A 24,204-nucleotide genomic window follows, 5' to 3' on the forward strand; every position below is an offset into this window, starting at 1 on the left:
ATTTTTTTGATGCGGAACAACGCTGGCACCTAATTGATTCCGAGTTATACTTTTAAAAGTATGGCCTGCGGCAAAATTACTTAATTCGGGTCATGTCCGGGTGCAGGGGCAGGTAGATGTCGGCCATATCCTCGCCTTTGGGATGCACCGTGATGGCAGAGCACAGGCTGTCGGGCAGCGTTACCTCAAAGGCGATGCCCTGGGCCTGGTTGTCGAAAATGTAGACCTGTTGCCGCTGCGCGTTCTGGAAATAAGCCAGTGGCCGGAGCGGACCATACTTTTGGCGGATCTCGGAGAGGGGCTTGCCCGTGCCGATGCTGTCTTTTGTCAGGAACCGCGGCGAGGTGATCTGTACCTGTTGCACCACCGGCTTCTCTACCTGGCCTCCGAAATCAGTTACCGTAAACACCGACACATAATGCGCCGGCTGTTCACCTTCCCAGAAGTAGAGTGCCTTGCCCATCGCGGCGTCGCTGCTGTCGGGCTCGCCAAGTATACGCGCCAGTGCCTCGCCATACATCCCCACCTTCACCTTGCCTATACTTTCGCCTGGAACGATGAGGTAAGTCGAGTCCGGGGCGGGAGGCTTAGGTGGCTGTGCTGCGGTGGTATCGGCGGGTATGGTGTCCGGCTCGGTTTGCCTGCTGTTTTCCTGGCTTTGGCAGGAGGCGAGAAAGGCGGCCAGCGCAAGTATAAGGTATAGCGTGTGTTTCATCCGGCAGAGTATAAATTTATACTTACTACGTACGAGTTTTCCGTGTTTAGAATGCCCAAGGCAGGTTAAAAGTATAAATCCGGGTGGTAGAAACTGCGCTGCCACCCGGATTTATACTTTGGTTTATACTTGGAGGTGAGTTACACCAGCTTCTGCTCCAGCAAAAGTATAAAGATGTGGATGACCTTGATATGGATTTCCTGCACGCGGTCGGCGTAACCAAAGTGCGGTACGCGTATTTCCACGTCGCAGAGCGAGGCCAGCTTGCCCCCGTCTTTGCCGGTCAGGCCAACCACTTTCATGCCTTTGGCCTTGGCCGTCTCGGCGGCGCGCAGCACGTTGCCCGAGTTGCCGCTGGTGCTGATGGCCAGCAACACGTCGCCCTGGTTGCCCAGCGCCTCCAGGTAGCGGGAGAACACGTATTCGTAGCCGTAGTCGTTGCCCACGCAGCTCATGTGGCTGGGGTCGGAGATGGAGAGGGCCGGCAGGGCGCGGCGGTCGTTGCGGTAGCGGCCGGAAAGTTCCTCGGCAAAGTGCATGGCGTCGCACATGGAGCCGCCGTTGCCGCAGCTGATTATTTTGCCCCCGTTTTGGATGGAGGCGGCCATCGTTTCAGCGGCCTTTTCAATGGATGCGATGTTAGCCGCATCAGACAGAAACGCGTTAAGCACATCCTGTGCCTGCGTCAGTTCTGCAAGTATGGTAGTAGCTGTCATGTGGGTATTTTACGCCACCTCTGCCTGCCGCTCCTCGGCGTACGTCTCTTTGTAGCTGTTGCTGCGGAACGCCTGGCGGCTCTCGTAGAGGGAGGCTTTCAGGTTGTTGATTTTTAGCTCGGCGCGGTACTGTTCGTGCTTCAGGTCGGCTACATAAACGCTGCTTACCACCACGCGGGCCAGCATCATCACGCCGCCTATGGCTACCAGCCCTTTGTACAGCGTGAGGACTTCATCCTCCGCATTTGTATTTAAGATAGCCGTTTCGTCTATAGCCCCCGCCAGGAGCAGTACCGTGAAGATGATATAACCAAACACAAGTACATCGAGAAGTGCTTTCAGAGCTTTCATGCCGCTTGAGCGATTTGAGTACAACAACTGTTTGGCTAAAATTAACAAAAAAATATTATTTGCAAATACTATATAGTTGTAAGATTATGTTTTAGGTAGCGGCTATACTTCTGAAGTACAAAATCAGGTTAAACCGTCAGCTGCATTTGGGTTAGCTTGGCGTACAAACCAGAGTGCACCAGAAGCTCGTCGTGGGTGCCTCTTTCTACAATTCTGCCCTGCTGCAGCACCAGTATCTCATCGGCATGCTGAATGGTACTTAACCGATGCGCGATCACGATGGAGGTGCGGTTTCTCATCAGGTTGGTCAAGGCTTCCTGCACCAGCTTCTCCGATTCCGTGTCCAGCGCCGAGGTGGCCTCGTCCAGTATGAGTATGGGCGGATTCTGCAGGATGGCCCGGGCTATACTTAAACGCTGGCGCTGCCCGCCTGATAATTTGCTGCCCCGGTCGCCAATCATGGTCTGGTAGCCGTTTTCGGCGTTGATGATAAACTCATGCGCGTTGGCGATCTTAGCGGCGGCGATGACCTCTTCTTCCGTGGCATCGGTTTTATTAAAGGCGATGTTGTTGAAGATGGTATCGTTGAAGAGGATAGACTCCTGCGTCACTACCCCCATCTGCGCCCGCACCGACTCCATGGTATAGTCGCGGATGTCGTGGCCGTCGATGAGGATGGCGCCGCTGGTGGGGTCGTAGAAGCGCGGCACCAGGTCGGCCAGCGTGGACTTGCCGCCACCCGACGGGCCTACCAGGGCCACCGTTTTGCCTTTCTGTATGCTAAAGTTAATGTCCTGCAGCACCGGCTTGTCGCCGTAGGCAAAGGCCACGTCCCTGAACTCAATCTCATGCCTGAAAGCAGGGAGTACTTTAGCGTTAGGCTTGTTTTTGATCTGCGGATCGGTATCCACCACCTGCAGCACCCGCTCGCCGGACACCAGGCCGCGCTGGATGTTACTGAAGGCCGCCGACATGGCCTTGGCCGGCACCAATACCTGCGAGAACAGGATGATGTAGGTGATAAACTCACTGGCCGAAAGCTCCGACTCCTGGTTCAGCACCAGCGTGCCGCCGTAGAGCAGCAATCCCGCCACCACCGATACCCCCAGAAACTCCGACAACGGGGAGGCCAAATCGCGCTTGTTGGCGATGGAGCGCTGGATGCGGGCATAACGGTTGTTCTGGTCGTGGAATTTACCAAGTATAAACGGCTCGGCATTGAAGGCTTTGATCACGCGCATGCCGCTCAGCGTTTCATCGATGATGGTAAGTATAAAGCTCAGCGAGTTCTGGCCTTCCTTGGCCTTCCGCTTCAGTCGCTTGGAGATGCCCGCAATGATACCGCCGGATAGCGGCAGAAGTATAAGCGAGAACAGCGTCAGCTCCACCGACATGTTGAAGAGCAGTATAAAAAAGGCAATGATGGAAACCGGCTCGCGAATCACCACCGTCAGCGTGCTCACCACGGAGCTTTCCACTTCCTGTATATCTACGGTCAGGCGCGTCATCAAGTCGCCTTTGCGCTCATTGCTGAAATAGCCCAGGTGTAGCTCGGTAACTCGCTTGTACACGGCCCGGCGCATGTTGCGCACCACGTGCGCCCGCAGCGCTCCCACAATCCGGAAGGCCAGGTAACGGAACAGGTTGGCCAGAAACACCGATACGATGATGATGATACAGACGAACATCAGTGCCCCTTGCTTGCCCTCCTGCAGAATCACCTGTCCGAAGTGGTAATTAAAGAAGTCTTTGAAGAACTCGATGTTCAGCGCGAATTCGGGTTTGGTGGCGGCCATTGCCACCGCTTTCTCCGGCCCCACCTCGCCAAACAGCACATCCAGCAGCGGAATGATGAGCGTGAAGTTGAACAGGCCGAAAATGATGCCCAGGAAAGTATAAAGGGTATAGAGCGGCACAAACCGGCTGTAGGGTTTGGCGAACTGTAGTATGCGAAGGTAGGTCTTCATGGTATGGTTGGGGTTGCCGGATGCTTCTGCTGCACAAGCCTTCTCTGCAAACGGGCAACACGTATGGCTACACTGTGGCAGCCACAAATCAGGGTTAAGTTGTTTATACTTTGGTTATTGCGGTGCGATTCACCTAACCGCTGCAAAGATACTCAAATAGAACGGAGTGATAAATGTAAAGCGGAAGTTTTGGCGGAGATGCTTAGTAGGTGGTACAGATCTAATGGCATAAGCGGACATATGGCTTAAACCTACCGCAAGCTTTCAGCTCGTGGTTAACCATACCGACAAGCTTTCAGCTTACATAAATTATACTTATTTATACTTTCGCAAGCTGAAAGCTTGCGGCAGAAGAAGTATAAAAAAGCCCCCTCCTGTTTGCAGAAGGGGGCGGAAGAAGGTTAAAACTCGTGTAGCCGTTGCGGGATGTTCCAGCGGAGGGCAAAAGAGGTAAAGGAGGTGTTGTAGTCCGGTGCCTCGCCTGCTGCCTTCACGCGGCGCACCACCTGCTTCAGGTCCACAAACAGGTTGTGGCGCACCTGGAATGAGGCGGTCAGGTCGACGTGTACCTGGTTAGTTTTAACACCCTGCCCAATTTCGTTGCCGTAAGTAGACACGCGATCGAGGTAGGAGAGGAGCACGTTGTTGCCGTAGTTCAGCGTATCGGTGGCAGAAACCACGTCCTGGCCATACTGGGTGGCAATGGCCTTGGCCGTCAGGTGCAGGCGCGGAATGGGTTGGTACCGTACGATGCCCACCAGCTCCACCAGGTTGGCTCCCATGGGGTGCGCCAGCGGCTGGCGGTAGTGCTGGAAGTTGGAGAACTCATCCTCATACTGGTAAGTATAAGGGCGGATAGCGTTCACCTCGCCCTGCAAATCCAGGTTCGGAATACCGAAGGCATCGATGTACTTGGCTCCGATCTGGCCCCCGAACTTGTTGCCCCACCAGCCGTTGCCGCCTTTCACCTCATCCAGCACAAACTCATCCAGCGCCACCTGACCGTACAGCTGCAGGCGGTTCCAGAGGTTCCAGCGGAAGTCTCCCCCCAGCAGCACGTTGTCGGGGCTGCCCAGACCGTGCTCCACACTGCGGTAGAAGATGATCGGGTTGAGGTACTGCAGCTCGAAACGGCCCTTGCCGCGCGCAAAAATCACCTGCTCATAAAGGCCGAAGTTAAAGTTGTCGGTAATGTTTATGCCCAGGCGGTGCATGGCCATGTACTTCTTCGGATAAAGCTCATCGCGGCGGTTAAACACCGGAATCAGCTCCTGGAAGAGGTTCATGTAGTGCAGCTTCCATACTTTGGTGTTGAGCTTGAGGAAAAAGGCTGGCGGCGCGTAGTCGGAGTAGATGAGCGAGCGGTAGCCGTCGCCGATAAAGTGGCGGTCGTGGCCCAGCTGTATCTCCACGTGCTTGCTCAGGGCATAGTTCATGTAACCGCGTGCCGTGATGTAGTCGGCCCCATCCTTCTTAAAATCCTTCCAGAAACCCTCGTGCGGCACCACGCCATCGCGCCGGATGCGGCGGTTCACGTACTCCGGGTAGCGGGCCTGGTTTTCGCCCACAAAAAAGTAAAAGCCAAACCGGTCGTCTATACTTCCCTCTATCTGGGCACCGCGCGTGTTCACGTAGCGCACCCCATCCGACTCGTTGTCCACGCCCACTTCAAAATGAATCACCGGGTTTACACGCAGCACAAAATCTTCGGTATCCACATGGTAGAGGTCAGACACGTTGCGGTAGAAATGCGTGAGGAAGGGTTTGCGACTCTCGTTCTGCGCCTGGTCGGTGTAGTTCCAGTTGTCGTTGAGCAGGTAGGCGGCGTTAAACTCATCGGCCCGGGTGACAGCGTTCCGGGCGCTGATCTCTGCCAACTCGGCCACCTCGGCACGGCCGTACGCGCGAACGGCGGTGTGCATCTCCGGCACCTGCTTCCCAAACTTTATCTGGTAGCGGTCTATGAGGTGATAGGTGTCGCGGTCGTAGGGCATGTAGACGTCCTGCGCCTGCGCGGCAAAAGCGGCAAGCGAGAGGGCAAAAGCACCAAGTATGCGTTTCATGTATAAGTGGTTTGTGGCTATATCACTATTATTAAATGCGAATGTACTGTTTTTAAGGTTGATTCCGCTGCCCTGGTGGCTGAATTTATACTTGGCAGGGCCCTGACAGAACGCATCAGGGCGGCATGTACGTATGCGGGGTGTAAGATGTTAGGAGGAGAGGAGCGCGAAATTTGGCTTGCGGATTGGCGTAAGGCGCGCCCTTGTGTATCTTTGGGATGAAACCCGTTCATACTTTGGCAGCTATCATGGAAAATAAAAACGTACATATCCTGACCCAAACCCCTTCGCTGGCGAACCATTTTGTAGCTGAGCTGCGCGACGTGCATGTGCATGGTGACAGCCTGCGCTTCCGCCGCAACCTGGAGCGCCTGGGGGAACTGCTGGCCTACGAGATTTCCAAGACGCTGCCATACCGGGAAGTAACCGTCACCACGCCGCTGGCCGAGACAAAGACGCTCCTGCTGGCCGAGCAGCCGGTGCTGGCCACTATTCTGCGGGCGGGCTTGCCGCTGTATAACGGCATGCTCAACTATTTTGACAAGGCCTATAGTACCTTTGTGGGCGCGTACCGGGTGGAGGAGGAGCACACGGCGCTCCAGATCAACATGGAGTACCTGGCCTCCACCGACCTGCACGATAAAATTCTGATTCTGGCGGACCCCATGCTGGCTACCGGCCGCTCGCTGGTGAAATCGTACAAGGGCATGCTGCGCCACGGCAAGCCGCTGCAGGTGCATTTTGCCGCCGCCATTGCAGCCCCCGAGGGGCTGGCGTATGTGCAGGAGCAGGTGCCGGAGGCGCATATCTGGCTGGGGGCGCTGGACGACCACCTCAACGAAAAAGCCTACATTGTGCCCGGCCTCGGCGACGCCGGCGACCTGGCCTTTGGCCCCAAAGTATAAACTGCCCATACTTTCCTTTGCGCCGGTGCATTTATTTTAGCCGGAAACGTATAAAGCATAGTTGCCCTTTTCGCGCGACCTGAAACAGTTTACCCTTGTTACTGAGCCCTGTGGTGTTTGTGGAAGTATTGAAGTACCTTTCGGTGTACCTGATGAGCATGGTGAAGTTCATTGGAGGTCCGCTGACAGGTGTTTCGCTTGGCTTATCTTACCCTGAAACCGTGCTGCTAACAGTGGCCGGCATGATGACCAGTGTTACCATCTTCTCTACCATCGGTAAGGCGGTGGCCAAATGGATCTCGCAACGCAGGCGGGCTAGGCAAAAGCCGGTGTTTAGCAAACGGACCCGCCGAATCATACGGGTGTGGCAGCATTTCGGCGTTCCGGGCGTGGCTTTTCTGACACCCGTAATCTTTACCCCTATCTTCGGCACGCTGGTCGTAGCGCTCTTCGGAGCCCCACGCAAAAACATCTTCCTGCATATGCTCTGGAGTTCCATTTTCTGGAGCTCTGTCTTAAACCTGATGGTATTTGAGTTCGGCGATATGGCTGAGCATTTGCTTTTGAATATTAAGCTGTGAGGCTTGCGGAGTTAAATAGTGCCGGGTCCAACCACCCCTGGCGGAAAATCAACCCCTCCCCGCCCCTCCCCTAAAAACAGGGGAGGGGGTTCTGCCATACCGGGTCCAACCACCCCTTCCCCCTCCTTGTCTAAGGCGGGGAGTCTGTTATTGCCACTGCTGAAGTATAAGTTTCATAGCCTTGGTTCTCGCGCGGACAGGTCGCGACCTGTCCCTACAAAGTATAAACCAACCCCTAGCCACTCCGGGGAGGGGGATCATTTGCTGACGATTACATCCCCTACCCCCTTCAAAGGGGGACTCTGGCTGAAGCTCCGTTAGCCATGGCTATCGAATGATTCCCAGCCTTTGGGTTGAGCGCCTTGTAGATTTCCGGTGCCGCAGGCAGCCCGAGGCACGAGGGCAGGAAATGTACACCGCGCGATGCCCGAAGGCGAGGCCTCCCGGCCTTGAGGGAGCCAAAGTATGAAGTGCAACTTTAGGTTTGTGGGGCTGGAGGATGAACGGCAGCTAGAAAGGAGAGCTTGTGTCCAGTGGAAGGAAGCGGCGGCTAGGAAAGTATAAACCAGCAGGTATAAAGTATAGCCAAAGTATAAATGTATGCCTTTAAAGCCAGTTGGGTTATAAATCCAACCTCATGCTAGGCACGAGTTGCAAACTCGCGCCAGCGATTGCGGTAAAGTATACCTTACGCAGACTTGGAAGCCCTCAACAGAACGGATTCCGGACAACGATGTCCAGAACAGCGGAAGGTTACCTGGGAAATACCATTACTTCCTGCGACTGCCTTTCTTCTTAGTTTTCTGCCAGCCAGAGTTCTTCGGGTCGCCTTTCTTCTTGCCCTTCTCAAAATTAGACTTATGCTTGCTTTGCTTCTCATGGAAAGCACCTTTAAAGTCAGGGTTCTCCAGGCGCTTTTGGTGATCTATGTCGCGGGCGATGGCCTGCTGCTCCTCAAAGGTTATCTCATGGATCTTTACTTCCGGCGGCATCGGCTGTTCCGGTATCTGCATCCGTATAAGCTTTTCTATCTTGCGGATATGGTACATTTCGGCCGGGTTGGCGAATGTGATGGCGGCCCCTTCGTTCTCAGCCCGACCTGTTCTGCCGATGCGATGCACGTAATCTTCGTACACAAACGGTACATCAAAGTTGATCACATGGCTCACCATGCTCACGTCAATCCCTCTTGAAGCCACATCCGTAGCCACCAAAAAGCGCACATCGCCGCCTTTAAAGGCCTCCATGGAGTTGATGCGCGTGTTCTGCCCTTTGTTGCCGTGTATGGCCCGCACCTCTCCATACTCTTTCCGCTCCAGGAACTTGGCCACATCCTCCGCATTTTTCTTGCTTCTGGTAAAGATGATCACGCGGTTAAACACCTCCCTGTCCTGAATGATGTGCTCGAGCATTGCGATTTTGGTGCGCAGGTTGGGCACCTGGTACAAGGTCTGGCTCACGGTTTCGACGGGCGTGGCCTGCGGCGTAACCTCTATGCGGGTCGGGAATTCGAGAAACTCTTCCGACAACTCTACCACTTTGGGGTGCATCGTGGCGGAGAACAGCAGGTTCTGGCGCTTACGCGGGATTACTTCCAGCATCTGGCGGATCTGAGGCATAAAGCCCATGTCCATCATTTTGTCGGCCTCGTCCAGCACCAGCGTTTTTACTTCTTTCAGTACCAGCTCGCCTTTCAGGTATAGTTCCATCAGGCGCTTTGGTGTGGCTACCAGAATGTCGACGCCCTTGTTTATCGTCTCAATCTGCGTTTTTGGGCCCAGTCCGCCGTAGATGGCCGTGTGGCGGATGTCGGTATACTTGCCCAGGAGCGTGATGTGCTCCTCTATCTGCATGACCAGCTCGCGGGTCGGGGCCAGTATGATGGCGCGCGGGTTCAGGCCCTGCGCATATTTTACCTTCATCAGGATAGGCAACAGGAAAGCCGCCGTTTTGCCGGTGCCGGTCTGGGCAATGCCCATCACGTCGTGGCCACCCATTATCACCGGGATGGCCTTTAACTGTATGGGCGTTGGTTTCTCGTAGCCAGCTTCTTCAATGGCATTCAGCAACTGCCTGTTCAGTTTAAAATCCTCGAACGTGGTGACTTCTTTCTCTGCTTCTTCTGCCATGGCTATACTTTATACTTGGTGTTTTAATGCAAAGGTACGGGATTTTTGCGGGAGGGAGGTGAAGCTGGTGTAAAGCCGACCGGTAAAATGCGTATATTGTTGCTGATACTTATATGAAGTATGGAAAAAGTTGTTAGAAAAATTAGCCTTAGAGATCAACAGTCGGATTACGCATACTGGCAGTCCAAATCGCCACAGGAGCGCTTGGCAGCTATTGAATTACTTCGCAGCCAATACATAAAATTTATAAAGAAAGATGTTGAGCCAAGACTTCAGAGAGTTTGTAGAATTATTAAACAAGCATAAAGTTAAGTATCTGATAGTGGGCGGCTATGCAGTTGGTATACACGGGCACCCCAGGTACACGGGTGATCTGGATGTATGGATAAGTCCTGATGAAGAAACCGCTAATACTATGGTAAAGGTAATGCAGGAGTTTGGGTTTGGCAGCTTTGGTTTGACAGAGAAAGACTTTCTCGCCAAAGAAAATATCATTCAGTTAGGTTACCCTCCCCTCAGGATAGATGTGCTTACAAGTATAGACGGTGTAAAGTTTGAAGAATGCTATCCTAATAAAGTTGTGATAGAAGATGAAGGTGTACCAGTCAATTTTATCAGCTTAAAAGATCTTCGTAAGAACAAGGAGAGTAGTGGGCGCAGGCGAGATTTGGATGATTTGGAAAATTTAACTTAACTCACAAAAGTCTGCATCAATGAAGGGGAGAGATAAAGAACTATATGCTAGGCAATACCCCGAAGTACAGAAATGGCTGAATCAATGCATTATATGCCAAACGACAGGGTATAAGCCCGAACTCCCTCAGAAAATTTATCCAGGCGTTTTAGCAGATAATATTAGGCAATACTACGACCCATTATAAGTAAATGAACTTGGTGTCTGTGCTATATGCGCGAGACACCTGTATCAGTAACAGCTACTTCTTGTAGGCATACTTCCTGAGCTTTTGCAACCCTTTGCCGGTCATAAGGGTCATTGGGAAAAGGACTTATACGTTGCCCATAACGCCACTGCCATGAACAAAAATATGCTCCTGTTAAGTATAGCCACTGCGGCTGCCACGCTGTTCTCCGGTTGCCAGCAAGACGATGTGAAGGACAATACGCCCAACACACGCGCCCTGACGGTACAGGAGCAGAAGACCGTGGAAAGCTCCAACGACTTTGCCTTTCGCGCCTTTGCACAGCTCAGCAAGGAAGAGCAGGAGAATGTGTTTATCTCGCCGCTAAGTATAAGTATGGCTTTGGCCATGACCTACAATGGGGCCGATGGCGCTACCAAGGAAGCCATGCGGGAGACGCTGGGCTTTCAGCTGAGCTCGGACGAAGACATCAACAAATCTTATAAAGAACTGGACGCGCTGCTGAAGGGGGTAGATAAAAAAGTGGTTTTTACCTCGGCCAACTCGCTTTGGCATAGGAATGACTTAAAGCTGCAGACGCCGTTCGCAGAAACGAACAAAACATACTTTAACGCCACGGTGAAAGGGCTGGATTTTGCCTCGCCAACTGCCAAAGACCAGATAAATAGCTGGGTTAAAAGCAACACCAATGGGAAGATAGAGGACATTGTGGAAGAGATAAGCCCCGACCATGTGTTATTCCTCATCAACGCCATCTACTTTAAAGGCACCTGGACCTATAAATTCGATAAAAAGCTAACCCGGCCGGGTGTGTTCCACCTGGCGGGTGGCAGTACTCTGACCCATGATTTTATGACCCTGAAGGACGGGGGATATCTATACTATCACGCGGGGAACAAGCAAATTATTGACCTGCCTTACGGAAACCAGCAGTTCAGCATGACGCTCCTTGTACCTGATGGCAGCAGTACGGTTGATGATGTAGTCGAAGAGTTGAGCGCCGAAAAATTAACGGCCTGGCTGGCAGAAGCACAGCCTACAAGTATGGAACTGCGCCTGCCCAAGTTCAAGCTGGAGTATGAGAAAGAATTGAAAGACCTGTTGAAACAGTTGGGGATGGGCGTGGCCTTCACGGATTATGCCGATTTTAGCCGCATGGTAGAAGGGCACAGCAACCTGGCTATTTCGGAGGTAAAGCATAAAACCTTTTTGGAGGTGAACGAAGAGGGCACAGAAGCTGCCGCCGTAACTTCTGTTGAGGTGGTGTTTACCTCTGTGGGGCCACCCTCCATCCGCATCGACAGACCCTTTGTTTTCCTTATCCGGGAGAAATCCTCCAATGCCATACTTTTCATCGGTAAGCTGATGCAGCCGGAATAGCCCACAAACCAATAGGATTTCTGCCGGAAACTAAGATAATGTGTTAATTTTGCTCAACACGTATCTTAGCAAGTATGAAATCTATCCTCATCAAGAACGCTCAACTCGTAAACGAAGGAAGTATAACCACGGCCGATGTGCTGGTGCAGAACGGACGCATCGCGCAGATTGGCCAAAGTATAACCGCCGACGCCGACCAAACCATCGACGCCACCGGTTTATACTTGCTGCCTGGCGTCATCGACGACCAGGTGCATTTCCGTGAGCCGGGCCTGACGCACAAGGCAAGTATAGCCACCGAGGCCCGGGCGGCGGTGGCAGGCGGCACCACCTCGTTTATGGAGATGCCCAACACGGTGCCCAACACCGTGACGCAGGAGCTGCTAGAGGATAAGTATAAAATCGCGGCAAAGACCTCGCTGGCCAACTACTCCTTTTACATGGGAGCCACCAACGACAACCTGGCCGAGGTGCTGCTCACCAACCCCAACACCGTTTGCGGCATCAAAATCTTCATGGGCTCCTCCACGGGCAACATGCTGGTGGATAACGAGCAGACGCTGGAGCAGATTTTTTCGAAAGCCAAGCTGCCGATTGCCGTGCATTGCGAGGACGAGCAAACCATCCGGGACAACATGGCGCTGTACGAGGCCAAGTATGGCGACGACATCCCGGTGAAATGTCATCCCGAAATCCGCAACGAGGCCGCTTGCTTCAAGTCATCTTTCCTGGCCGTGAAGCTGGCCGAGAAGTATAACACCCGCCTGCACATCCTGCACATCTCCACGGAAGAGGAACTGAAGCTGTTCCGCAACGACATTCCGTTGGAGCAAAAGCGCATCACCGCCGAAGTATGCGTGCACCACCTGTGGTTCGATAAAGAGGATTACGATACCTATGGCACCCAGATAAAGTGTAACCCAGCCGTAAAAGAGGCGCGCCACAAAGCGGGGCTGCTGAAAGGGCTGCTGGAGGATAAACTGGATGTAATCGCCACCGACCACGCGCCGCACCTGTGGGAAGAGAAGCAGGGCAAGTATAAGCAGGCGCCGTCTGGGGTGCCGCTGGTGCAGCACTCGCTGCAGATGATGCTCGAGTTTGTAAAGCAGGGCAAGCTGACGCTGGAGAAAGTGGTGGAGAAAATGGCGCACGCGCCGGCTATACTTTTCAACGTGCGCGAGCGCGGCTACATCCGCGAAGGCTACTGGGCCGACCTGGTGCTCGTAGACCTGAACAAGCCTTACACGGTAACCAAAGAAAACACCTACTACAAATGCGGCTGGTCGCCGTTCGAGGGGCACACGTTCAGCTCCAGCATCACCCACACGCTGGTTTCCGGTCACCTGGCCTTTGCCAACGGGGAATTTGACGAGAGCAAGAAAGGCGAGCGACTGCTGTTTGACAGGTAGCAAGTATGGAGCTGGAGAAATTTAAAGAGCTGCACGGCCGCTTTTTCGGGAAGGAGTTGCCGGAGGACGTAACCACTTCGGAGGAGTATGAGGCTTACATAGATGCCATCCATGAGGATGAGGCCTGCTACAACTGGGCCACGGCCGAAAAGCTAAAAGCCCAAGGCTTTGCCTACGAAAGCTACTGCTGCCTGATGATGGCCGACAAAGTATACCAAAGCCTGGACGAGGACGGTGAGATAAAGTATGACGACCCGGATGTGATTATCAATAAATGGGATAAAGGACTGTACGGCATTCCGGTGCATGATGGTAGTGCTACTATGGTTGTAATAAACTACTGCCCGTGGTGTGGCACCAAGCTGATTAACTAATGCTTTATACATGGTGCGAGTGTCCTCGCTCGTGGCGAAGTATAGTTCGGGCCTCCGTCCCGGTTGCAAACTCAACTTTTGCACTCGCTCGCCTCTGGCGAGTGTGAGCTATCCAGCGGCCTCTGGCCGCTATGGTATAAAATATAGCAACTATACTTAGCGTGGCGGGACGCCACATGATACCCACACTCGCCAGACGAGAGCGAGAGAGTATAATGACAGATATATATTCATAAAAAATATACTTCTGATTTATAGCTTTTTGCGCTTCTGAGCTCTTTTTTGAGCTAAAAAATGCGCTCAGTGTATTGCATTGTCTGAAATGCTATGTATATTTGCACACTCAAACGAGACACGGTGGTTGTAGCTCAGTTGGTTAGAGCACCAGATTGTGATTCTGGGGGTCGTGGGTTCGAGCCCCATCTTCCACCCCAAGCCCTTGAAGCGAACCTTCAAGGGCTTTTTTTATTTATTTTGCACGAGCGTCTATTCACTCATGCAAAAATCACTCATTCAAAATTAAAAATATGAGCTTAGTAGTAGTAGGTTCGATGGCGTTTGATGCGCTGGAGACTCCCTTCGGAAAAACAGATAAAATCGTGGGTGGTGCGGCCACTTATATTTCCCTGTCGTCGTCATACTTTGTAAAGCCGGTAAACGTGGTATCGGTAGTGGGAGGTGATTTTGACCAGGACCACATTGCCCTGATGCACGAGCGCCATATCAGCACTGAGGGCGTGCAGGTAAAGGAGAACGAGAAGTCTTTCTTCTGGTCGGGCCGCTACTTCAACGACATGAACAGCCGCGAAACGCTGGCCACAGAGCTCAACGTGCTGGGCGATTTCGACCCGATCATCCCCGACAGCTACCAGGGCTGCGAGTACCTGATGCTGGGCAACCTGGCGCCGCAGGTGCAGAAAACGGTAATCGAGCGCCTTAGCAGCCGTCCGAAGCTGATCGTGATGGACACCATGAACTTCTGGATGGACATTGCCCTGGACGACCTGAAGGAAACCCTGAAACTGGTAGATGTGCTGTCGATTAACGACGAGGAGGCGCGCCAGCTCAGCGGCGACTACTCGTTGGTGAAGGCTGCCAAGAAGATTATGGCGATGGGGCCGAAGTTCCTCATCATCAAAAAAGGTGAGCACGGTGCGTTGCTGTTCCACGAGGAGAAGGTATTCTTTGCCCCGGCCCTGCCCCTGGAGGAAGTGTTTGACCCAACCGGAGCGGGCGATACTTTTGCGGGTGGCTTCATCGGTTACCTGGCCAGCACAAAAGACATCAGCTTCGAGAGCATGAAGCGCGCCGTTATCTATGGTTCAGCCATGGCCTCGTTCTGCGTGGAGAAGTTCGGTACCGAGCGCCTCAAGAACCTCTCGCAGGAGGAGATTGACGCCCGCGTGCAGCAGTTCGTGAACCTGGTGGCGTTTGACACCGTGCTGCAGTAAGTATAGCCAAGTATAAAGTATAAAAGGGAGGCCTCGGCTTCCCTTTTTCTTTTTAGATATAGTACAATTATAATGCTCTTAAAAGGCTTGCAGATGACTTCTCTGGTTAGGTGAGTGGCAACTAAGTGCAACAAAGTATAGCCCGATGCGGTAAACTATACTATACACCAAGAGGAAAACAAGCTATGAGCATCAAGAATGAGAATAAAAAGAAGTTGGATGAGCTGAAGAAAAATAATCCAAATCAGGAAGACCCCAATAAACTGATGGGCAACATTGAGAAAAACCCGGTGCGCAGCGCACTGAACAAAGACGATACTAAAGTGCAGAACCCGAACCGCAACCTGGCAAAGGGCGGTAACAACACGCCATACGATAAAAAGTAAGGCGCCTTTCCAAGCAAAATAGACTATGAAAAACTAAGGAAGGGGGAAGTCCTGTAATAGGGCTTCCCTTTTTTATGTCCGGTTTGTGCCGGTTGGCTGCTTATACTATCTTTAGCAGATCTTATACTTTCCCATGCACCAAACCGATATCTGTATACTTGGCGCCGGGCCCGCCGGAGCTACTGCCGCCTTGCACCTGGCCAACAAAGGAATCCCGTCGCTCCTGCTCGACAAGGCCTCCTTTCCGAGAGATAAAGTATGCGGCGATGCGCTGAGCGGCAAAGTGGTAAATGAGCTGCGCCGTATTTCGCCAGGTCTGCCACAGCAGTTGGGGGAGTTACAGGAGGCGCTGCCCTCGTGGGGCATCCACTTTATCTCGCCCGGCGGGCATAAGCTGAGCGTGCCATTCAAGTATAACTATCAACCGGAGCAGGACACACCAGCCGGGTACATCTCCAAACGTATTCATTTCGATGATTTTCTGGTGCAGCAGGTGCGGCAGCGGCCGGAAATCGAACTGCGGGAGAACGTGGAGGTAGCCAGGTATGAGCGTGCTCTGGAAGGCGGGTTTATACTTTCGGACAAGCTTGGCAAGCCGCTGGTGCAGGCAAAACTGCTGTTGGTGGCCAATGGGGCACAATCGGGGTTTACGCGGCATGTGGCGGGGCTGGAGCAGGAGCCGGAACACTACTGCGCTGGCCTGCGTGCCTACTACAAAGGCGTAGAAAGTATGGATGCCGACGGTTTTATAGAACTACACTTCTTCAAAGACTTCCTGCCTGGTTACTTCTGGATTTTCCCCTTGCCAGGCGGCCATGCTAATGTGGGGGTGGGCATGCTGAGCAGCGCTGTGAGCCGCAAAAAAGTGAACCTGAAAAAGGAAATGCTGCGCATGATAGCAGAGCATCCGGAACTGCAGCGCCGCTTCGCCAAAGCCGAATTGGTAGATGAGATACGCGGCTTCGGCTTGCCGCTGGGCTCCAAAAAACGCACCCTCTCCGGCGAGAACTACATGCTCTTGGGCGATGCCGGCGCCTTGATAGACCCTTTTACCGGCGAAGGCATCAGCAACGGCATGATAAGTGGCAGGTGGGCGGCAGAGCAAGCGGAGAAGTGCCTGCAGCAGCAGAATTTCTCTGCCCAATTCATGCAGGGCTACGACAAAGCCGTGTACAACCGCCTCTGGAAAGAGCTTAGGCTGAGCCGCCAGATGCAGAAGCTCCTCAACTACCCCTGGCTTTTCGATAAAGTGGCCAGTAAGGCAAGTAAGAACCAAGCCCTGGCCGAAACCATCTCCTGCATGTTCAACGACCTGGACCTGCGCGAGCGCCTCCGGCAGCCTTCGTTTTATGCTAAGCTGCTTTTTAACTAGAGGAATTTAAAGTATAGACACGCTCCTCTAACTGGCCTTTTTTATTTATTCGCAATGCCTTCAACCCTTCTGTCATTCTGTTAAGAAACTTGGTAAAAGGGAGTTTAAGCCTTTGCTACTGGCGACCAAGATCCTTTCAGGATGACAAAATAAAGAGAATGAAATGGCCTGATCTTCAAAGGGATGGTTTTCAGTAGAACTTAGTAGATTATTCCCCTCCCAGGAGCGTTTCATTTTGGTAAACCGGCTCATAATAGCGCGAGCGTCCGCGCTTGTGACCGGCTATTGTTGGGCCTATGGCCCAGTAGGATTACAAATCCGACATTATAATGAGACACGGGTTGCAAACCCGCGCCAGCAAGTGAGATGTAGTCGCCTACGGATAATTCCCCTCCTCGGAGGGGCTAGGGGTGGGTTAAGTATCATGTATCTTAAAACGTCTGCTTCAGCCACAGCCTGAAATTCTCCTTTTCCTCCGCCGTCGCGTCCTGCCGCTTCTGCACCGTATACTTGCTGTAGTAGCTTTGGCCGTTTGCCTCCAGCCTGACCACGCGCAGCTGCTTCTCGCGGAAAAAGGTTAGCTCCATTTCCTGCGGATCCAGCGCCAGTAGCTGTTGCAGGTTGTTCTCCAGTTTGCGTCCGTTCAGGGCTACCAGCTCATCGTCTATACTTAAAAGCTCACTGGCCGGCGAGCCCGGGGCGATGGCCGTCACTTTTATACTTCCCTCAGAAGAAACCTTAAAGCCATACTTACCCTCATAGATGAGCGGGTTCTGGTGCTCTGCCAAGGTGCAGCCCACATAACGCAGGGCCTCGTGCAGAGCAGGCTCTATAGGTTCGGTACCGTTGATGTACTTGTCGAAGTATGGCTGGAACGATTGTCCGGCTACCTCCTCTACCAGGTTGGCGTAATCCTGCTCCGAGTAGCCGATGCTCTTTTTGCCGAAACGCTCCCAAAGCTCCTGCATCACCACATCCATACTTGCCTTGTTACTGGTTGCCTGGCGTAGCTGCAGGTCCAGGAGCAGGGCAGTGAGGGCGCCTTTGATGTAAATGGATACCTTGCGGTCGGGAATGCCGGGCTTGTAGCCGTCCAGCCACAAATCGAAAGAGGAGTCGGCGACGGAGAGGTTGTGGCGGCTGTAGTCAGCGAAGTAGCGCTGCAGGGTGGTGTTGAGCTCCTCAAAGTAGGCCTCGGCAGTAAAGAAGCCGCTGCGCGCCAGTAGGTAATCGCCGTAGTAGGTGGTGATGCCCTCGGCAACATAGCCGGTCCTGAAGTAATTCTCCTGCGCCAGGTTATACGGCAGCATCTCGGCAGGGCGTATTTTCTTGATGTTCCAGGTATGGAAAAGCTCGTGCGAACTCACGCCCACAAACTCCTTGTACAAGGCCGGCGACATGAGTAGCTCGCCCGGCCCCAACGTGATGACGGTAGAGCGGCTGTGTTCCACGCCGTGGTAGTAGCGGTAAGGCAAAATTTGGTTCAGGTAGTGGTATTCTGGTACCGGAAAATCGCCGAACACCTCCAGTTGCTCTTTGGTAAACCCGAAGAAGTCCTGCTTTATTTTCGCCCAGTCCGGCTGGCAGTCGCCCTGTACCCACACGTGGAAAGTATAACCGCTTACCTCAAACGTTTCCCGTTTCAGGCTGTCGCTTGCCATAAAGGGACTATCCACCAGCTCGTCAAAATTTGCCGCCTGCAACGTATGCTTCTCCACCTCGGGCAGCCCGCACGCAATCTGCCACTCCTCCGGGAGCTGCAGTTGTAGCTGGCATTCCTCCTGTTCGCGGCCTTCTACCGCCATCAGGCAGTTGATGGGGTTGAGGTAAAGCTGCTCCTCATCCAGCCACGAACCACCGGCATCCATCTGGCGCGCAAAAAAGCTGTAGCGGATTTGTACTTCCGAGGCGTCTCCGGCTTGCACCCGCCAGCGGTCCTTGGTTACTTTCTCGATGGTGATACCTTCTCCATTGGCAGAGGCGGTTACGGCGCGCAACTTCTGGGCAAACTGCTGCAGCTCATACCGTCCGGGCCTCCAGGCGGGCAGCTGCAAGTATAGCTCCTGCTGCTGGTTCTCTTTTATCGTAATGGCGATATCCACAAAGTGCGTTAGCGGGTTCTGGAAGGAGAGGCGGTAATGTATCATGATGCGTCAGTTTATACTTTCGTGTTGCAAAGCTATGTACGTGGATTGAAAAGTGGGAAGTTATTATTGGGAGGGGGGAGGAGCTTTGCAGTACCGGGTCCAACCACCCCTGGCCCCTCCTTGGCTAAGGCGGGGAGTCTGTAGTTGCTGCGGCTGATGTATGAACTTCATTGCCAAAGTATAAACACCCCTGTAGTCCCCTCAAGGGGACACTTTGGTTCCTATTGCATGAGCTAAAGCTATCGACCCCTTCCCAGCCTTTGGGTTGAGCGCCTTGTAGATTTCTGGTGCCGCTGTGGCGGCATTGCGACCGAAGGGTAGCAAAGGAAATGTACACCGCGCGATGCCCGAAGGCGAGCCCTCTCGGGCTTGAGAGCTCCAAAGCCCGAAATGCAACGAGACGCTAGTGCGAACTAGAGGATGAACGGCAGCTAGTAAAGATAGCTTGTGTCAAGTGGAAGGAAGCAGGGGCTATGGGAAGAATGGCCAAAGTATAAAGGATGGCCTACGCGGACTCGGAAGTCCGCAGCAGAGTGGTTCCGGACAAGGATGTCCGGAACTGCAGAAAGTATAAACCAGCAAGTATAAATAGTATAGCTAAAGTATAAAATCAGCGTCTAGAACCTTAATAAAGCCTATTTAACTACCAACTCTCTCAACACCAAAACTCAGCGCCGCAGCATCTTTTTACAAAATTTATGAACCAGGCTTTGCGATTCATCAAAGGTTTACTAATTTTGCAGGCCATAATAAAACCATTGGCAGACGATGAAAAGAACATTCCAGCCTTCTCAGAGAAAAAGAAGAAACAAGCACGGTTTCAGATCTAGAATGGAAACCGCTAACGGTAGAAGAGTATTGGCCAGCAGAAGAGCCAAAGGCAGAAAGAGACTGACCGTTTCTAGCGACAAAAGACACAAGGCAGCTTAATTCCTGATGCAGGAATAGGCTTCGCTATTGCATAGCCGCTAATGAATACAGCTGCTACCAATGAGCCGGCCGGCCAGCCTTTAAACTATACATTTTCAAAAGAAGAACGCTTGTGCCAGAAGCGGCTTATCTCGCTGCTTTTCGCCAAGGGTTCTTCTTTTAATTTGTATCCGCTGCGGTTTGTATACCATACGCCGCAAGACCTGCCGCCTGGACAAACCCAGGTGCTCCTCTCCGTTTCCAAACGCTACTTTAAGCGCGCCGTAGACCGTAACCTGCTGAAGCGGCGGATGCGGGAGGCGTATCGCTTAAACAAGCACATTATCACCCAACAACCCGACCAGGCTCCCCGCCTGTTGGGCATCCTTTACATCGGGAAGGAAAAAAAATCTTTCCACTCTATCCAGAAAAAACTAATTTCAGGTTTGGCGCGTTTTGTAAGTAAATAGACTTACCTGCGTCTCCTATAGCCTGACATTATGCATAAGAAAACTATAACCGGCCTTTTCATCGGCGTTTTTGCCCTTGGCCTCTTTTCCTTTAAAACCGACTCTGAGCGATACTTTGAAATAGCTAAAAACCTGGATGTTTTTGCGACCCTTTTCAAAGAGGTAAACACTTACTATGTGGATGACGTGCCGCCTGCGCAGATGATGCGCACGGGCATTGATGCCATGCTCAAGTCGCTTGACCCCTATACCAACTATATTCCGGAGGACGATATCGAGGATTTCCGCACCATGACCACCGGGCAGTATGGCGGTATTGGTGCCGTTATCGGTAGCCGCGACGGGAAAGTGGTGGTGCAGATGCCCTATGAGAACTCCCCGGCGCACAAAGCAGGCCTGGCTATCGGCGACGAAATCCTGAAAGTAAATGGCGTGGATGTGCGGGGTAAGTCTACGGAAGAGGTGAGCAAGTTGCTGAAAGGGCAGGCCAATACCTCCGTTAAACTAGAAGTCCGCAGCTACGGGCAGAACAAGTCCAGAACCCTGGACCTGCTGCGCGAGAACATCATGGTAGAAAATGTGCCTTACTACGGCATGCTCGATGGCGAGATCGGCTACCTGCAGCTTTCGGGTTTTACCGTGGATGCAGGCAAGGAGGTAAAGATGGCGGTGCAGAAGCTGAAGGAGAAAGGCGCCCAGAAAATTGTGCTGGACCTGCGCGACAACCCCGGCGGTTTGCTACATGAAGCCGTGAACATCTCAAATATTTTTGTGGAGAAGGGCAAGGACATTGTGAGTACCAAGGGCAAGGTAGAGGAGTGGAACAAAACCTACAAGGCCCTGGATGAGCCGCTGGATCTGGAAATGCCGCTGGTGGTGCTGACCAGCTCACGCAGTGCTTCGGCCTCCGAGATTGTGGCCGGCGTGATGCAGGACTATGACCGCGCCGTGCTGGTAGGAGAGCGTACTTTTGGCAAAGGCCTGGTGCAGGTGACACGCCCGCTGTCTTACAACTCCCAACTTAAAGTAACCACAGCTAAGTATTATATCCCGAGCGGCCGCTGCATCCAGGCCATCGACTATGCCCACCGCAACGAGGACGGTAGTGTAGCCACTATACCGGACTCCCTGCGCGCAGCTTTTAAAACAGCAGCCGGGCGTGTGGTATACGACGGTGGTGGTGTTAGCCCTGATGTAGTGGTAGAGCAACCGAATTACTCAGAGATAATTAGAACTATAGCTGCCAAAGGCTACTTCTTCGATTACGCGAATAAGTATAAACTGGAGCACCCCAGCATCCCGGCGGCCACAGAGTTTAAGCTGACCGATGCCGAGTATAAAAAGTTTGTAGCCTACCTGGATGATAAAGACCTCTCCTACACAACCGCTATTGAGAATGAGCTGGAGGATCTGGCTTCAAAAGCGAAGGAAGGTAAGCACTATGATGATATACAAGCCGAGTTAGCGGCCATTCGTAAGAAAGTATCGCATAATAAGGCCAACGACCTGATGCGTTTCCGCGCCGAGATTCAGGAGATGCTGGAGTCGGAGATAGCTTCCCGCTATTACCTGCAGAAAGGTTATATCGAGTCTTCTTTTGATGACGACCCGGATATCCTGGCAGCTGTGCAGGTGCTGAAGGATCCTGTAAAGTATAAATCATACCTGAAGGCTAATTAACTAAAAGTATAAAAACACAAGCAGGGGAGGGAGGCGCAGCAGTGCTTCCCTCTTTTGCTATACATAAGCTATACTTTTGGAAGCTTTACCGGTGTAACGTAATTTTGTGGTATCTTTCATACTATAACTATACTTGCCCATGCCGCTGTTGCTCGCGCTCGAAACCTCTACCACTGTCTGCTCCATCGCATTATATAAAGATCAGCAGTTGCTGGGGGCATCTGAGCTGCAGATAGAGAAGTCGCACTCCTCCCACATCACCGTCATGGTGGCGCAGCTGGTCGAAAATTGCGGGTATACTTTGCAGGATTTAAGCGCAGTGGCGGTATCCGGCGGACCTGGTTCTTACACAGGCCTACGTATCGGAACATCCACGGCCAAAGGTTTATGCTACTCGCTCAACATACCGCTGCTGGAGGTTTCGACCTTGTATGGTTTAGCAGCACAGGTTATAAGCATGACTCCGAACCCGGAGCGTTATTTGTTCTGCCCCATGCTGGATGCGCGCCGGATGGAGGTTTATACTTGCCTGCTCACGCATGAACTGCAGGAGGTGGAGCCGATTGCACCGGTGGTGCTGGATGAGCAGACTTTTAAGGCCACGTTGGAGAAGCAACCGATCATCTTCTTCGGAAGCGGCGCTGCGAAGTATAAAAGTATAGTAAACACAGAGGCCAATGCCTTGTTTATAGAAGGCGTGCTCCCGAATGCCAAAACCATAGGGGCGTTGGCGCTGCCAAAGTATAAACAGCAGGCCTTTGAGGATGTAGCGTATTATGAACCCTTCTACCTGAAGGATGTTTATATAACAAGCCCGGGCAAGGGCGCAAAATAACAAGGAGGTATAACCATGTCAGAAGAGATCATAAACCGAGTGGCGCAAAGTGCGCTGGTAACCCTAAACCTGGAAGAACTGATTCACCCGGGAGAGCGGGTAGTGTATGATATAAAGGATAACCTGTTTCAGGGATTGATCCTGCGCGAGAAGGACTTCCGTGCCTTCGTGAAAGAACATGACTGGTCGCAGTACGATGGTAAAAACGTAGCCATCATTTGCTCGGTAGACGCTATCGTGCCAACCTGGGCCTATATGTTACTGGCCACAAAACTGCAGAACCATGCCAACTACTATGTGTTCGGCGATCTGGAGGCGCTGGAGCAGGCACTTTTTCTGGAGGCGATAGCCAAAATTGATATGGAGGAATACCGCGATGCAAAGGTGGTAGTAAAAGGATGTGGAAGCGCGCCGGTACCTGCTTATGCTTATGTGGAGATCATGCGTAAGCTGCTTCCGGTAGCATCCAGTGTAATGTATGGAGAGCCATGCAGCACCGTACCGCTCTATAAAAAGCCGAAAAACGCATAGGGTAAAAAAAATTTATCAGAAAAAAGGGGGCATGATGAACTTAATCATGCCCCCTTTTTGTTACCCCTAAGCGTCCGGGAGAAAGATGGAAGACGGAGTAGGTACAAAGCTACTGAAAAACTTTCCTCCTCACCATCAGTGATATCCGGTGTGGCAACATCTTTTTTGGCGGGAAGGCCTTGCATCTGGGAAAACTCTGCTTACCTTTGCCTCCCCGTTCAGCAGGAGCGGTGGGGAGTGAAGCCGAAAGGCGGAAGTTCTTACGGAATAAAAAAGTTTTGCTTCTTGCTTGTGGTTTGAGAAAGGTTGCGTACCTTTGCAGCCGCTTCAACCGGGAGCGCTTCTGAAGAGAGGTTCTTAACACAGGGCTCGCGTCCTGGCGGAGGCCTACGGGAAGGAAGAAAAAAACTTTTGAAAAAAGGCTTGGCGGATAAAAAGGAGTTCGTACCTTTGTCCTCGCTTCCGGAAGGAAGGCGCCGCTGACGAGAAAGCGTCAGAAAAAAGTTTTGAAAAAAGGCTTGCGGGATGCGAAAAGTTGCTTACCTTTGCAGCCCGCTTCGAGAGAAGCGCATCGGCGAGTAGCGCTGAGAAAAAGAAAAAAAAAGATGGCAAAAGTTTTGGAGATTAGAGAATGATTTCCGACCTTTGCACCCCGCCACGGAGCGAACGGCTCCGGAGGGAAATAAAGAAAGACACCATCGAGTGAGATGGGCAAACAAGGGAAGTTGTCCCTTGAAAGGTTCTTTGAGAGATTGCTTGAGACAGAAAAAAGATTTAAGGTTCTCCTCCTCTAACTAGAGGGGGAAAGGAGCCCGGGGTCGGACAGACACATTTGTAGTGCAAACTACAGGAAATAATTCTTACAATGGAGAGTTTGATCCTGGCTCAGGATGAACGCTAGCGGCAGGCCTAATACATGCAAGTCGAACGAATCTGAGGACTTCGGTTCTCA

At 52.4% G+C, this 24,204-nt stretch carries 21 protein-coding genes, 1 tRNA gene and 1 rRNA gene; 16 read left to right on the forward strand and 7 right to left on the reverse strand.

The annotated features are described in order from the left end of the window. Nucleotides 1–76: 76 nt before the first annotated feature. The 5 genes from C8N40_RS03545 to C8N40_RS03565 form a co-directional block, all read right to left on the reverse strand. Nucleotides 77–715, reverse strand: coding sequence for a hypothetical protein (locus C8N40_RS03545; RefSeq protein ID WP_108210372.1), 639 nt, complete (start codon nucleotides 713–715; stop codon nucleotides 77–79). A 140-nt stretch (nucleotides 716–855) separates the two neighbouring features. Further along, nucleotides 856–1,431, reverse strand: a complete 576-nt coding sequence (gene lpcA / locus C8N40_RS03550) for a D-sedoheptulose 7-phosphate isomerase (RefSeq protein ID WP_108210373.1) — start codon at nucleotides 1,429–1,431, stop codon at nucleotides 856–858. A 9-nt stretch (nucleotides 1,432–1,440) separates the two neighbouring features. Beyond that, complete coding sequence (locus tag C8N40_RS03555) at nucleotides 1,441–1,782, reverse strand: hypothetical protein (RefSeq protein ID WP_108210374.1); 342 nt, start codon at nucleotides 1,780–1,782, stop codon at nucleotides 1,441–1,443. 128 nt (nucleotides 1,783–1,910) lie between these two features. Further along, entirely contained in the window at nucleotides 1,911–3,749 is a 1,839-nt protein-coding gene (locus C8N40_RS03560; protein ID WP_108210375.1) for an ABC transporter ATP-binding protein, read from the reverse strand. A 401-nt stretch (nucleotides 3,750–4,150) separates the two neighbouring features. Continuing rightward, the gene (locus C8N40_RS03565; protein WP_108210376.1) at nucleotides 4,151–5,812 is read right to left on the reverse strand and encodes a hypothetical protein; all 1,662 of its coding nucleotides are present in this window, start codon (nucleotides 5,810–5,812) and stop codon (nucleotides 4,151–4,153) included. Nucleotides 5,813–6,060: 248 nt separating this feature from the next. Here C8N40_RS03565 and upp point away from each other — a divergent pair, with 248 nt between their 5' ends. Both upp and C8N40_RS03575 read left to right on the forward strand, forming a co-directional pair. Then, nucleotides 6,061–6,717, forward strand: coding sequence for a uracil phosphoribosyltransferase (gene upp, locus C8N40_RS03570; RefSeq protein ID WP_245904978.1), 657 nt, complete (start codon nucleotides 6,061–6,063; stop codon nucleotides 6,715–6,717). A gap of 95 nt (nucleotides 6,718–6,812) precedes the next feature. Then, a complete protein-coding gene (locus C8N40_RS03575; protein WP_245904979.1) occupies nucleotides 6,813–7,298 on the forward strand; it encodes a hypothetical protein in 486 nt (161 codons plus the stop codon). A 770-nt stretch (nucleotides 7,299–8,068) separates the two neighbouring features. Here the strand turns inward: C8N40_RS03575 and C8N40_RS03580 are convergent. Further along, the gene (locus tag C8N40_RS03580; protein WP_108210378.1) at nucleotides 8,069–9,427 is read right to left on the reverse strand and encodes a DEAD/DEAH box helicase; all 1,359 of its coding nucleotides are present in this window, start codon (nucleotides 9,425–9,427) and stop codon (nucleotides 8,069–8,071) included. 256 nt (nucleotides 9,428–9,683) lie between these two features. Here C8N40_RS03580 and C8N40_RS03590 point away from each other — a divergent pair, with 256 nt between their 5' ends. From C8N40_RS03590 to C8N40_RS03625, 8 genes are all read left to right on the forward strand, one after another. Beyond that, entirely contained in the window at nucleotides 9,684–10,121 is a 438-nt protein-coding gene (locus tag C8N40_RS03590; RefSeq protein WP_108210380.1) for a hypothetical protein, read from the forward strand. A 340-nt stretch (nucleotides 10,122–10,461) separates the two neighbouring features. Further along, a complete protein-coding gene (locus tag C8N40_RS03595) occupies nucleotides 10,462–11,688 on the forward strand; it encodes a serpin family protein (RefSeq protein WP_108210381.1) in 1,227 nt (408 codons plus the stop codon). A gap of 74 nt (nucleotides 11,689–11,762) precedes the next feature. Then, nucleotides 11,763–13,097 carry a dihydroorotase gene (locus C8N40_RS03600; protein ID WP_108210382.1) on the forward strand — a complete coding sequence of 445 codons (1,335 nt, stop codon included), beginning with the start codon at nucleotides 11,763–11,765 and terminating at the stop codon, nucleotides 13,095–13,097. Nucleotides 13,098–13,102: 5 nt separating this feature from the next. Then, a complete protein-coding gene (locus C8N40_RS03605) occupies nucleotides 13,103–13,471 on the forward strand; it encodes a DUF6980 family protein (protein WP_108210383.1) in 369 nt (122 codons plus the stop codon). A gap of 357 nt (nucleotides 13,472–13,828) precedes the next feature. Further along, nucleotides 13,829–13,905: transfer RNA gene (locus tag C8N40_RS03610), tRNA-His, on the forward strand. 93 nt (nucleotides 13,906–13,998) lie between these two features. Then, nucleotides 13,999–14,922: a PfkB family carbohydrate kinase gene (locus C8N40_RS03615; RefSeq protein ID WP_108210384.1), complete on the forward strand. Its 924-nt coding sequence runs from the start codon at nucleotides 13,999–14,001 to the stop codon at nucleotides 14,920–14,922. Nucleotides 14,923–15,107: 185 nt separating this feature from the next. Beyond that, a complete protein-coding gene (locus C8N40_RS03620) occupies nucleotides 15,108–15,308 on the forward strand; it encodes a hypothetical protein (RefSeq protein ID WP_108210385.1) in 201 nt (66 codons plus the stop codon). A gap of 133 nt (nucleotides 15,309–15,441) precedes the next feature. Next, nucleotides 15,442–16,680, forward strand: coding sequence for an NAD(P)/FAD-dependent oxidoreductase (locus C8N40_RS03625; RefSeq protein WP_108210386.1), 1,239 nt, complete (start codon nucleotides 15,442–15,444; stop codon nucleotides 16,678–16,680). A gap of 431 nt (nucleotides 16,681–17,111) precedes the next feature. Here the strand turns inward: C8N40_RS03625 and C8N40_RS03630 are convergent, their stop codons facing one another. Further along, nucleotides 17,112–18,827, reverse strand: a complete 1,716-nt coding sequence (locus C8N40_RS03630) for a M61 family metallopeptidase (protein WP_108210387.1) — start codon at nucleotides 18,825–18,827, stop codon at nucleotides 17,112–17,114. Between the two features lie 768 nt (nucleotides 18,828–19,595). On the opposite strand from C8N40_RS03630, the gene rpmH reads away from it, so the two are divergent. The 6 genes from rpmH to C8N40_RS22905 all read left to right on the forward strand — a co-directional run. Beyond that, nucleotides 19,596–19,757, forward strand: coding sequence for a 50S ribosomal protein L34 (gene rpmH / locus C8N40_RS03635; RefSeq protein WP_092105289.1), 162 nt, complete (start codon nucleotides 19,596–19,598; stop codon nucleotides 19,755–19,757). 41 nt (nucleotides 19,758–19,798) lie between these two features. Further along, nucleotides 19,799–20,206 carry a ribonuclease P protein component gene (locus C8N40_RS03640; protein ID WP_108210388.1) on the forward strand — a complete coding sequence of 136 codons (408 nt, stop codon included), beginning with the start codon at nucleotides 19,799–19,801 and terminating at the stop codon, nucleotides 20,204–20,206. A gap of 30 nt (nucleotides 20,207–20,236) precedes the next feature. Next, nucleotides 20,237–21,886, forward strand: coding sequence for a S41 family peptidase (locus tag C8N40_RS03645; RefSeq protein WP_108210389.1), 1,650 nt, complete (start codon nucleotides 20,237–20,239; stop codon nucleotides 21,884–21,886). A 139-nt stretch (nucleotides 21,887–22,025) separates the two neighbouring features. Then, on the forward strand, nucleotides 22,026–22,721 hold the full coding sequence (tsaB, locus tag C8N40_RS03650; protein ID WP_108210390.1) for a tRNA (adenosine(37)-N6)-threonylcarbamoyltransferase complex dimerization subunit type 1 TsaB: 696 nt from the start codon (nucleotides 22,026–22,028) through the stop codon (nucleotides 22,719–22,721). 15 nt (nucleotides 22,722–22,736) lie between these two features. Beyond that, nucleotides 22,737–23,252 carry a DUF2480 family protein gene (locus C8N40_RS03655; RefSeq protein WP_108210391.1) on the forward strand — a complete coding sequence of 172 codons (516 nt, stop codon included), beginning with the start codon at nucleotides 22,737–22,739 and terminating at the stop codon, nucleotides 23,250–23,252. An 862-nt stretch (nucleotides 23,253–24,114) separates the two neighbouring features. Beyond that, nucleotides 24,115–24,204, forward strand: a 16S ribosomal RNA gene (locus tag C8N40_RS22905); the annotation flags it as partial.

This window comes from Pontibacter mucosus (assembly GCF_003054055.1).
GTDB classification, from domain to species: Bacteria; Bacteroidota; Bacteroidia; order Cytophagales; family Hymenobacteraceae; genus Pontibacter; species Pontibacter mucosus.

Excerpts from the sequence above, each read along its gene's own strand:
- C8N40_RS03565 (WP_108210376.1), bottom strand. The coding sequence starts at position 5,812 with ATGAAACGCATACTTGGTGCTTTTGCCCTCTCGCTTGCCGCTTTTGCC.
- C8N40_RS03605 (WP_108210383.1), top strand. The coding sequence starts at position 13,103 with ATGGAGCTGGAGAAATTTAAAGAGCTGCACGGCCGCTTTTTCGGGAAG.
- C8N40_RS03625 (WP_108210386.1), top strand. The coding sequence starts at position 15,442 with ATGCACCAAACCGATATCTGTATACTTGGCGCCGGGCCCGCCGGAGCT.
- rpmH (WP_092105289.1), top strand. The coding sequence starts at position 19,596 with ATGAAAAGAACATTCCAGCCTTCTCAGAGAAAAAGAAGAAACAAGCAC.
- C8N40_RS03560 (WP_108210375.1), bottom strand. The coding sequence starts at position 3,749 with ATGAAGACCTACCTTCGCATACTACAGTTCGCCAAACCCTACAGCCGG.
- C8N40_RS03655 (WP_108210391.1), top strand. The coding sequence starts at position 22,737 with ATGTCAGAAGAGATCATAAACCGAGTGGCGCAAAGTGCGCTGGTAACC.
- C8N40_RS03555 (WP_108210374.1), bottom strand. The coding sequence starts at position 1,782 with ATGAAAGCTCTGAAAGCACTTCTCGATGTACTTGTGTTTGGTTATATC.
- C8N40_RS03580 (WP_108210378.1), bottom strand. The coding sequence starts at position 9,427 with ATGGCAGAAGAAGCAGAGAAAGAAGTCACCACGTTCGAGGATTTTAAA.
- C8N40_RS03630 (WP_108210387.1), bottom strand. The coding sequence starts at position 18,827 with ATGATACATTACCGCCTCTCCTTCCAGAACCCGCTAACGCACTTTGTG.
- lpcA (WP_108210373.1), bottom strand. The coding sequence starts at position 1,431 with ATGACAGCTACTACCATACTTGCAGAACTGACGCAGGCACAGGATGTG.
- C8N40_RS03620 (WP_108210385.1), top strand. The coding sequence starts at position 15,108 with ATGAGCATCAAGAATGAGAATAAAAAGAAGTTGGATGAGCTGAAGAAA.
- C8N40_RS03615 (WP_108210384.1), top strand. The coding sequence starts at position 13,999 with ATGAGCTTAGTAGTAGTAGGTTCGATGGCGTTTGATGCGCTGGAGACT.
- C8N40_RS03545 (WP_108210372.1), bottom strand. The coding sequence starts at position 715 with ATGAAACACACGCTATACCTTATACTTGCGCTGGCCGCCTTTCTCGCC.
- C8N40_RS03590 (WP_108210380.1), top strand. The coding sequence starts at position 9,684 with ATGTTGAGCCAAGACTTCAGAGAGTTTGTAGAATTATTAAACAAGCAT.
- C8N40_RS03645 (WP_108210389.1), top strand. The coding sequence starts at position 20,237 with ATGCATAAGAAAACTATAACCGGCCTTTTCATCGGCGTTTTTGCCCTT.
- C8N40_RS03640 (WP_108210388.1), top strand. The coding sequence starts at position 19,799 with ATGAATACAGCTGCTACCAATGAGCCGGCCGGCCAGCCTTTAAACTAT.
- upp (WP_245904978.1), top strand. The coding sequence starts at position 6,061 with ATGGAAAATAAAAACGTACATATCCTGACCCAAACCCCTTCGCTGGCG.
- C8N40_RS03600 (WP_108210382.1), top strand. The coding sequence starts at position 11,763 with ATGAAATCTATCCTCATCAAGAACGCTCAACTCGTAAACGAAGGAAGT.
- tsaB (WP_108210390.1), top strand. The coding sequence starts at position 22,026 with ATGCCGCTGTTGCTCGCGCTCGAAACCTCTACCACTGTCTGCTCCATC.
- C8N40_RS03595 (WP_108210381.1), top strand. The coding sequence starts at position 10,462 with ATGAACAAAAATATGCTCCTGTTAAGTATAGCCACTGCGGCTGCCACG.